The sequence below is a fragment of the Agathobaculum ammoniilyticum genome, from assembly GCF_025567315.1.
GTDB classification, from domain to species: Bacteria; Bacillota; Clostridia; order Oscillospirales; family Butyricicoccaceae; genus Agathobaculum; species Agathobaculum ammoniilyticum.
This window is the reverse complement of the sequence record NZ_JAOQJE010000009.1, coordinates 41,967-50,691: the sequence shown is the minus strand read 5'-3', so window position 1 is coordinate 50,691 and position 8,725 is coordinate 41,967. Positions and strand designations below refer to the sequence as shown.

General features: G+C 52.3%; 9 protein-coding genes. 1 reads left to right on the top strand and 8 read right to left on the bottom strand.

From position 1 onward, the window contains the following. The 8 genes from OCV66_RS10545 to OCV66_RS10510 all read right to left on the bottom strand — a co-directional run. Positions 1-867: transketolase family protein (locus tag OCV66_RS10545; RefSeq protein ID WP_147574280.1), on the bottom strand; the 867-nt coding region annotated here is incomplete at its 3' end. A 12-nt stretch (positions 868-879) separates the two neighbouring features. Beyond that, positions 880-1,797, bottom strand: coding sequence for a transketolase (locus OCV66_RS10540; protein ID WP_242977873.1), 918 nt, complete (start codon positions 1,795-1,797; stop codon positions 880-882). Beyond that, positions 1,751-2,653 (bottom strand): sugar phosphate isomerase/epimerase family protein, encoded by a 903-nt coding sequence (locus tag OCV66_RS10535; protein ID WP_107631280.1) that lies wholly within the window; start codon positions 2,651-2,653, stop codon positions 1,751-1,753. The genes OCV66_RS10540 and OCV66_RS10535 overlap by 47 nt, the downstream gene beginning before the upstream one ends. Before the next feature lie 21 nt (positions 2,654-2,674). Beyond that, positions 2,675-3,976, bottom strand: a complete 1,302-nt coding sequence (locus tag OCV66_RS10530; RefSeq protein WP_054327999.1) for a TRAP transporter large permease — start codon at positions 3,974-3,976, stop codon at positions 2,675-2,677. A gap of 16 nt (positions 3,977-3,992) precedes the next feature. Next, complete coding sequence (locus OCV66_RS10525) at positions 3,993-4,502, bottom strand: TRAP transporter small permease (RefSeq protein WP_107631281.1); 510 nt, start codon at positions 4,500-4,502, stop codon at positions 3,993-3,995. Between the two features lie 88 nt (positions 4,503-4,590). Continuing rightward, entirely contained in the window at positions 4,591-5,640 is a 1,050-nt protein-coding gene (dctP, locus tag OCV66_RS10520) for a TRAP transporter substrate-binding protein DctP (RefSeq protein WP_054328001.1), read from the bottom strand. 45 nt (positions 5,641-5,685) lie between these two features. Continuing rightward, entirely contained in the window at positions 5,686-6,618 is a 933-nt protein-coding gene (locus tag OCV66_RS10515; RefSeq protein ID WP_256435209.1) for a ketose-bisphosphate aldolase, read from the bottom strand. A gap of 18 nt (positions 6,619-6,636) precedes the next feature. After that, positions 6,637-7,605 carry a carbohydrate kinase family protein gene (locus tag OCV66_RS10510; protein ID WP_107631282.1) on the bottom strand — a complete coding sequence of 323 codons (969 nt, stop codon included), beginning with the start codon at positions 7,603-7,605 and terminating at the stop codon, positions 6,637-6,639. Between the two features lie 337 nt (positions 7,606-7,942). On the opposite strand from OCV66_RS10510, the gene OCV66_RS10505 reads away from it, so the two are divergent. After that, entirely contained in the window at positions 7,943-8,704 is a 762-nt protein-coding gene (locus OCV66_RS10505; RefSeq protein ID WP_054328003.1) for a DeoR/GlpR family DNA-binding transcription regulator, read from the top strand. Positions 8,705-8,725: the final 21 nt, after the last annotated feature.

The window sequence follows — 8,725 nt, the reverse complement described above, 5'->3', positions numbered from 1 at the left end:
ACGATCCTGTACGCCGACCATTTCAACTGGTATCGGACAATGCTCTGCAAGCACGCGCGCCACAGCCGCGCCCAGCCCAACCGTGCAGTTATGATTTTCCGCTGTTACAATGCATCCGGTTTTCGCAGCCGACTGGAGCAGCAGCTCTACGTCGAGCGGTTTCCAGGTAAACATATCGATCACACGCGCCGATATCCCCCGTTCTGACAGAATCTCCTGCGCTTTAAGGGCCTCGTCCACCAAGAGTCCCGATGCAACAATCGTTACATCGTTTCCCTCGCGCAGAAGCACGCCTTTGCCGATCTCAAAATCCGCGCCATCCTCGTATATGCGCGCGGAATTTTTGCGCACCATGCGCAGATAGCTGACACCATACCACGCATACAGCTTTTTCAGTAGGTTAATAAACATCACATAATCAGACGGATCGAGGACTATTGCATCCGGCACTGCCAGATACAGAGCGCAATCCTCAAACGGCATGTGCGTGCCGCCATTATACGCCGCACAGATACCGGGGTCCGAACCGATCAGCTTGACATTCAGCTTCGCATAGGCCGCGGACAGGAACGCCTGATCAAACGCCCGCCGTGAGATGAAGGGTCCAAAAGAATGCACAAACGGTATCTTCCCTGCCGCCGACAGACCCGCCGCGATGCCGACTGCATTCGCTTCCGCAATTCCAGCGTTAATCACCTGCGCCGGATAAACCTTTGCGATCTCCGACGCTTTGCTGCAGCCAGCAAGATCACAGTCGATATGGACAACGGAGGAATCCTGCGCGATCAGCTCGACCATCGTCTGTGCATATCCGTCCCCGCCCATCCGCTCATCTATTTCATGTTTTCCCGCGATTCGATACTGCATACTGCCTCCTTTTCAAGCCTGCGCTGTCAGACGTTCCAGTTCACGCTGTGCAAATGCAAGCGTCTCATGCCACTGTTCCGCTGAAAAGCTGGAAAAATGCGCGCCAGTCTGCTCCGCCAGGGGCAATCCTTTCCCCTTGACTGTATTCAATATAATGCAGGCTGGCTTTCCGACGTTATGGTACGCGCGGTCTACTGCTTCATACACCTGCTCTACATCGTTTCCATCCCGTACCTCGGCCACATCCCAACCGCAGGCACGAAATTTTGCACCGATGCCTTCCCCATGACTCATTACTTCGCTGCACAGGCCATCCAATTGTCTTTTATTGTTATCCACCAGACATATCAGCCGGTCCAGTCCGTAATGCGCCGCAAATTGCGCACTCTCCCATACCTGGCCCTCGTCACACTCGCCATCTCCCAGTATGACAAACACATGATTGTCCCGTCCGTCAAGCCGGTTCGCGTAAGCAATGCCGACCGCCGCCGAGATACCCTGCCCGAGAGAGCCGGTCGTCATGTCTACCCCTGGGGTCTTGAGGCGGTCTGTGTGAGAGGGGAAATCCGTATGCGGCTGGTTCAATGTGTAGATATTCTCCAGAGGAAAAAAACCTTTCAATCCTAAAGCCGCGTATACTGCCGGCCCCGCATGCCCCTTGGACATAACGCACCAGTCGCGCTCCTCCCATCCCGGGTTCTGGGGATCGATTTTCATGATGCCGCCGTACAGCACAGCCAATGCCTCTGTAACCGACATAGTGCCTCCCGTGTGGCCAAAGCCCAGCGTTGCGAGTGCGCGTATGGTTTCTACCCGTATCTGTTGTGCAAAAACCTGAAGCTCCCTGATCTTATCCTCCTGCTGCATGAAACGCTCCTTTCCGTTATTCTTCCAGTATGCCACGCAGGAACCGACCGCCAGTCTGTGCATCGCACACCAGCTGCTGCAGCGTAGCGCCATGGCTCAAATCACGCCACACGCGGGTGCGTTTGGCATTAAAAGCCGTAGTCAGCACAAACGGCTCCATCACGACCGCACCAGCATAGCCGGCTTGACGCAGCGCCCGCCCAATCGCTCTCCAGTCCAGATTGGCCGCGCCGACCCCCGGCACTCGCCGGTTGGATTCCCCCGCATGGAAGTGTCCCAGCCGGCCACTGACACCCGCGAAACAGATCGCGGCACAGGTATTATCCTCCTCGATATTCATGTGGTAAGTATCCAAATGCACCTTGGCGCGCGGGCTTCCCACCGCCTCGGCGAATGCCACTGCCTCCTGTGCCGTATTAAACAGAAATTGCTCGAACCGATTGACCACCTCAAAGCAGTAATCAATCCCTTCCCGCTCAGCGGCACGCAGGATCGGCTGCAGACTTTGGACCGCATATCCGCAGGCGCGCACTTTCTCTTCCTGCGCATCCCCCTCTGGCTGCGGCGCCCGCAGCCAGGCGGAGTAGTTGACCCCCGACCACAGAGTCATTTCCAGCTCGCTCATGCGTTCCAACACCCGGATACAGTATTCAATGCCCTTTCGGCGCGCCGCTTCGTCGCCGGAAGCAATGTCATTCGTTGCATCCAGGCCGCCGTTCAGCGTAAACCGTACGCCGCAGTCCTTGGCACGACGCAACAGCTTCTGACATGCTTCCGGCGTCATCCGCAGCAGACAAGCCGGATTGACTTCCAGTATCTCCAGTTCTGCCTGCGCGGTTAACTCCAGAATACGGTTTAAATCATCGGATGCTTCGGTTCCCCACCAATATCCCATGTGCAGTCCTATCTGATTTTTCATATTGATTCCCTCTTTGCCGCGCTATGAAGCGCCCAGCAGATTCGGCACCAGCATGACAATCCCCGGAATAAAGGTAAGTACCAGCAGTACGCCTACCAACGCCCCCATATAAGGCAGTGACTCCCGAATGTAATCCTCAATGCGACAATTGCAGATGCCGCAAGTTGTAAACATCTGACTGCCGAACGGTGGAGAAAAGCCCGCAATTGTCAGGTTGATACACATAACGATGCCGAAATGGATCAGATTGATACCCATAGACTGTGCGACCGGTACAAGCAGCGGTGCAAGCAGAATCATCGCCGCGCCGCCATCGAAAAAGCATCCAATGGCCAGCAGCAGGATGTTGACAATCAGTAAAAACAGGTATGGCGAATGGATACCATTGATGATCGCCTCAGAGATCATCATAGGGATACGTTCCCAAGTCAGGTAAGCGGACAGCGCCTGCGCGCCCGCCAGAATGAACATGACACCGGCCGTTGCTGTCAGCGACTCCATGATGATTGCTTTGATATGCGCAAACTTTAGCTCTTTATAGATAAACGCGCCAACCAGGATTGCGTAAAGGATGGAGATAGCGCCCGCCTCGGTCGGCGTAAAGGCGCCAAAACGCAGGCCCATTACGATGCCGAACGGTACCATCAGCGCCCAAACTGCATCCAGCAGTGCGCGGCCAAATTCTCGGGGTGTGACACGCTCCGTACGCGAAGGGCGGTAATTCCGCTTTTTGGAGATTGCATAGTTTAGTATCATCAGCGTCGCCATGATGCAAAGACCCGGCAGGTAGCCCGCATAAAACATGCTTGCAACCGACACGTTGGACGCCGTAGAATACAGGATTAATACAATGCCTGGAGGAATGATCGGCGTAATACAGGCAGACGCCGCGGTAACGACGCAGGAATAGGCCTTTGAATAACCCATGCGTTCCATTTCAGGCACCAGCATCTTGCTTTCCATTGCCGTATCTGCAATTGCCGACCCAGATAGGCCTCCCATCAGAGTGGAAAGCACGATATTGACATGCCCCAGCCCACCAACCAGATGGCCAACCAGCATATCTGCAAGCACCATCAGCCGGTGTGTGATGCCGGAATAGTTAAAGATAACACCCGCACAGGTGAAAAACGGGATAGCGAGAAACACGAATGACGAATTTGCTGCCACCATTTTCTGGCACATCAGTAAAACGTTCATTGCATTTGGGCTGAAAACAAAATACAGGGCGGTAGCAATCAACATCGCAAATGCCACCGGTACGCGCATAAAAAACAGCACAAACAAAATTACAATCGGCAGCCATGTCCACAGTTGTTCCAAAACAGCTCCTCCTTTCCTACGACCGTTCTTCCAGAGCCGCCACTTCGGTTTCCTGCCCCCGAATGGTCTGAACCAGGAATTTCAGCGAATAACCCGCAAGACAAACCGCCGCCAACGGGATCGGAATATCAAAGAAAAAATAAGGGATATGCAGCGAGGGGCTTTTCCGCGTCCATGCAGACATCGCAAACTGCCAGCCCCAGACAACAAGCGCAACACAGATCGCCGTGATCAGCGCATAGTTCAAGATCAGCACCACACGGCGTGCTTTTTCCGGCAGAGCGTTTACCAATACGTCAATTGCCGTCAAACCCTGGTACCGGTAGACCACTACAACACCAAAGAAAACCGCCCAGTTGAACAGCATGTAGGTCACTTCTTCTGCCCAGTTGAATGAGGTGGCAAACAGAAAACGGCTGATAACATTTAAAGAAATCAGAACCACCATGCCCACCAATGAAACACCGCCAATGACCGATGCGACCCAGTTAACGGTATTCTCCAGCTTTGCTCCTTTCCGTTTCATACAATCATTATCCTCCCGTTTCTTTTTGTTGCGCTTTCAGATACGGCAAGGGCAGCGCCGGCTTGACAGCGCTGCCCTGTAACTGCCGTCATTTATTGCCGCGCGCTTCCTCCAGTACAGCTGTCAGTTCATCGTATACCCCCGGCGTCCAATCTGGGAACTTATCCGGAATGCTCTTTGCCGCCTCGATAAACTCAGTCTTGTCAATTGAGGATACCTGCACACCGGCATCGATCAATTTCTGCTTATATTCATCCTGTACGCCGCCAGACAACTCCAAGAATTCCTGCATATATTTCTGAGCGGTTTCATCCATCGCCGCTTTTGCCGCGTCTGACAACGTGCTATAAACTTCACTGGACATGACGATCGCTGTATAGCCCACCAAATGCTCGGTCTCGATGACATGCGACAGTACTTCATTCCACTTATTCGAATACATGACAGAGTACACACCCTCAGCCGCATCCGCCACGCCCTGGCTGAGCGCCTGGTAAGTTTCGCTCATGGCGATATTTGTCGGATTGCCGCCCAGCATTTCTGCCACAGCATTCCACATCGTCGTGGAAGCGCAGCGGATCTTGAGCCCGTTGACATCCGCACGGGAGGTGATATCTTTTTTCGTCAGCAGATTACGAGTCCCCTCATAATTCAGCGCGATCAAATGCAGCCCTTGAGCTTCCAACTCGGTACACATATCCTGGAATACCTCAGAATTCCATATCGCCATAATCTCCTCCGGCTTCTGGATCAGATACGGGGACATAATCGCCGCCATATCCGGTACATAGTTTGCCAGCCATGCCAGGTCGCAGTCCGCAACCACGCGTTCACCCAGCGCAGCCTGTTCGATCACGTCCGCTGTCGGACCCAGGCTCTCCGTGGTATATATCTCGCCGACGATCTCTCCATTTGAAGCAGCCTCCAGATCGTCAAAAAACCGGCCATACCACTCATACTGGGGATCGGTATTGGATTTGACCAGGTTGAATTTCAACGTGGTGGCTTCCGCCGCAGCACTCTGTCCGCCGCCCGGGTTTTCACCGCCCGGGTTTGCATTGCTGTCCGTTCCTCCTCCGCATGCGGCCAGGGAAAAAGCCATTATTGCTGCCAGCATTCCTGCGATCAGTTTTTTCATTCCTTTTTCTCCTCTCTTCTGCTGTAAAATTAATAGTTGGATGCTTTAATAGCGCTCTGCGCTTAAAAATACATTTTTCATTTTATGGGATACGCGTTCAGCCAAGTGATCCCTGCCGGCACCTATGTATTTCCGGTAATCAATTTGTTCCGGCGCTTCATGCAGATATTTTCTGATCGCACCTGTCATAGCAAGCCTGAGATCGGTGTCCACATTGATCTTGCAGACCGCAAGCCGAGACGCCTGTGCCAGCATTTCCTCAGGAATACCGATTGCTCCGCTGATGTCACCTCCCATTGCATTAATCTCCGCGATATCCTCCTGGTTAACTGACGATGCCCCGTGCAGTACGATCGGCAGACGCGGCATCAGCCGGCTGACCTGCTCCAGAATATCAAACCGCAGCATCGGCTTTTGTCCCGGTTTAAATTTGTAAGCCCCGTGGCTGGTACCGATGGCGATTGCGAGGGAATCCACCCCTGTCCGTTCGGCAAAGTCGCGCGCCTGCTCCGGATCGGTATAGAGTGACTGTTCCGCGCTCCTGCCATCCTCGACACCGGCCAGCGTTCCCAGCTCGCCTTCCACCGTGATGTCATACCGGTGCGCATATTCGCAGACGCTTCGCGTCAGCGCCACATTTTCCTCATAGGGAAGGTGGGAACCGTCGATCATGACTGAAGTAAAGCCAGCTTGAATGAACTCCTTGCAGGTCTCCAGATCTTCGCCGTGATCCAGATGCAGGGCGACCGGCACATCCGCCAGCCGCGCCGCGTTTTCCGCGATGCCGACGATATAGCCTAAATCCGCATATTGGCCCGTAAAGGATGATGCCTGTAGGATGACTGGCGACCGCTGTTCTTTCGCCGCCTTTGCAACCCCCTGGATCACCTCCATATTGTTGACATTGAATGCGCCGACCGCATAGTGGTGATCATAGGCATGCAGCAACATGTTTTTGGTATTGACAAGCGCTCTCAACTCTGTACTCTCCTTTCTCTACTGTGCAATATTTTCTACCAGGTGCCGGTTTTTCCGGATATATTGCCGGACACTTTCCACGTCCGGTACGCCGCCGACCGCACCGGGCGCCTGTATGGTATAGGAGGCGGCAGCCGATGCGAACAACGCGCTCTCATATAGATCGAGCGACAGAAGCTGTGCGGCTTCAAATCCCGCAACGAAGGAATCTCCTGCCCCCGTAGTGGAAGCGATCGATTCCACTGGAAACGCTGGCAGGAAAAACTCTTCCTTGAAATCCGTCATATAGCAGCCCTTCTCTCCCAGCTTAACGCCAAATACTGATAATCCGAACGGCTTGAGCACGTTCCGCATGGCTCGGACATCGGTCTCACCTGTGATCTGCACCGCTTCCTGGTAGCTCGGCAAAAAGATATCTGTATGGCGCAGGGTAGGCGCAATGCGTGGGAGCCATTCCCCTTTCCGGTTCCAAACCGTATCGACTACAGTTCTCACTCCATACTGTCTTGCTTTCTGAAACAGCGGCACGATCCCTCCGTCGTCCAGATTCTTCAGCCGGTAATGGCCGTTCAGGCTGAGCAGGCGTGCCTGCCGCAGCCACTCCTCCGGCACCTGCTCCGCGTAAAGCGTATCGAATATCTCCGTATTGGTCAGAAAATGCCGTTCCCCGTTCGGTTCAACCAAAGCGATACTGGTGCCAGTTGTTTGCCCGCCCCGTACTGCCAGCGAACGGATATCGATATGCCGTTCGTCCAGCCAGCGCCGAAGGAACGCGCCATTTGGATCATCCCCTACGACAGAGACAAGCGCGGTTTCCATACCGAGCGCCGCCGCGTTACAGGCTACATTGCAGGCATCCCCACCTGGCAGCATCTGTATCGTGTCTACCGGCGTTGCGTCCAAAGACAGCGCCTTTTCGGTCACCGGTTTGACGATGATATCGCACATTAACAGGCCAATACAGATAATATCCATTTCATCACTCATTTCCCGCTTCATAATATCGTTTTTTATAGATTGGATCAAATTTTATCAAAAATGTTTTTATAAATTGATCGATAATAAATCATCTCTCTCTTGTTTAACATTAACTTAACACATGCGATAATATTTGTCAATATTTCGATCAATATTTGACATATTTAAAAATATACAAACTTAACCTTTCCTTTTTGTATATTTAAATGATAATATTCATCTTTTTAATGATAATATTTGTTTCATTATTATTTATTCTCTTATTGACGAAAGTGGAAAGATAAGGTATCATAAAGGTAAATAACAAGGTCATCTTCCCTAAAAATCACGAAAGGAGATGTCTTAAATGGCCGTTCGCACTTCTCGTCTCGACCAAATGGAGGAATATATCCGTAAGCACGATTTTGTTCCTCTCGACGATTTATGTGTAGCATTCCAGCGTTCTAAAATTACGATCCGCCGCGATCTCTCCATGCTGGAGGAAAAGGGAGTGATAGAAAAGGTGTATGGGGGCGCGCGCCCCAGGCACCGCGATATCGGACGTCCCGTTGCGTCATTTACCGAGCGAAACATCTGTTTGACCGATCAGAAGCAATATATCGGTAAACTGGCCGCACAGCATGTCAACGACGGGGATACGCTTTACATCGATTCTGGTACTACCACACTGACCATGCTCCCTTATCTTGCTGAACGTTCGGTCACGATTTTGAGCAACAATTTATATGTGATCATGGAATGTATGAACTATCCCCAGATTAATGTAATCTCTTTCGGCGGCCGTCTGAACGTAAAAACCGCATCTTTAACCGTAGACGACCCCGCTGAGCTAAGTCGCTTCAATATCACAAAGGCTTTTATGGGTACAACCGGCATCAGCTTGCGAAGTGGTGTGACCGATACCTTTGTTGGGGAGAGTACGCTCAAAAGCACGATCACCAAGAACAGCCAGACACGGTATTTGTTGGCAGATCATACCAAATTCGAACTGGTGGCGGTTTCCACCTATGCACGCTTAAGCGATTTCGATTTTCTGGTCACCGACCTTGCACCATCACAGGAGTATCTGCAGTACTGCAAGGAGCACCAGCTCACCTGCTGTTATTAAACAAAAGCGTCCCCTGGCTTC